Annotated in this window: 1 protein-coding gene; it reads right to left on the bottom strand. The window is 44.3% G+C overall.

The annotated features are described in order from the left end of the window. Positions 1-1,504 (bottom strand): hypothetical protein (locus tag A3729_RS33235; RefSeq protein ID WP_197475915.1); only part of this gene is annotated, 1,504 nt, incomplete at both ends.

Below are 1,504 nucleotides of genomic sequence, written 5' to 3'. Positions count from 1 at the left end.
AATCCCGGATTAGTCTTAGTGTCGTATACCTGATTATTGTTAAAATCTGAGTAGAACTCATTATCATCACGCACACCATTATAGTTAACATCGATATAAGCTTCGTCCAGTTCGACATCTATGACTTCACCTAAATCATATTGACCATTCAAGTTCGCATCAATAAATGACTCCTCTCCAGTCGTACGTGCCATAATATGCACTAAACCGTTATCGGGACGCGGATTCGAACTTGTCCAATCAACTGAACAAAAGCCACTATCTAATTCACAGGAACCCACTATCTGACCACCGGTTGTCACAAAAGAAACCTGAGTACCATCTCTAGCCTCATTATTAAAGCGGTCACCTGCGCGCACAGTCATTCGAGAAGTTGTTCCAGAAATATCCCAACCACGAGGGTTAAAGGTCTCTACAGATAAAGTAAAGCTGTCTTGGTCAGGAAGTCCACCCAGAACGGCAATTGAATCAGATGTCGTAGTTGTCGTTGCAGTTGAACCATCCTCATACTCAACAGTTACCGTTGCAATGATTGCCACACTAATGTTAACGCCACCAGCAGTAAGCTGTACTGAAGTATTACCCTCTTCATCCGTTACCGAAGAATAAGTCGATAAGCCATTAGGGAAAGTAATCCCCCCCACATTCGTTGACAGAGAATATTCAATTGTTTCACCTGCCATCGGCTCGCCCGTCGCATCGTTCAAACTGAAGGTAACGGTTGTAACCTCTGGGTGAGCACTTGAGCCACTGCCTTTCAACGCGATGGTTGAAGGATCAGCCGATACAAAAGCTAATTCACCTAGTATTTGCTCTGCTACGTTAATATTTGCTGTAGCTGAGGTCCCATCACTTAGTGTAGCGGTAATGACATCAGGCCCTTCACAGGTATTCGCAGTATACGTTGCAACCGCGGTACCTGTCGTTGTATTAACCGAAGATGAAATATCCGACTTGCCTTGCTGCACACAATTTGAAGTAAAGCTAACCGACACGGAACTAGAGGTAAATAGAGTATTACCGTTGGTATCAACAATATTGACCGACACAACCGTGTCGCCACCATAGGTTAGATCAACACCGTCAGTTAGCGTTGTCATTTCACCCGATACAAAAGAATCGCCAGAACTTCTACCCAAACCTAAACTAGAGATATCAATTGTTACGGATGCAGTTGAGGTATTACCTTCATCATCAGTTGTCGTTGCTGTTATCGTATCCGAACCAGTACAAGATGTGGCAGTATAATTTACGGTCGCCACACCTGCAGAACTTAACGCTGATTCACCAATTGTCGCCAATCCTTGTGTCGCACAAGCTGAACTAAAGCTCACTGAGGTTGGCGTTGCTAATAATTCATTATCCCTACCTGCATTAACTACATTGACAGATATCGTCGTACTAGCACCGTAAGAAAGCACCTCACCGTCAGCCAAACCGGTTACCATTGCACCAGCATCAAAACTATTACCTGAACCAGAACCTAACCTCTCGTCCACGTCAG

It is taken from the genome of Oleiphilus sp. HI0043 (assembly GCF_001634935.1).
The sequence above is the reverse complement of the archived record's forward strand: the minus strand, read 5'-3'. Positions and strand labels throughout refer to the sequence as shown.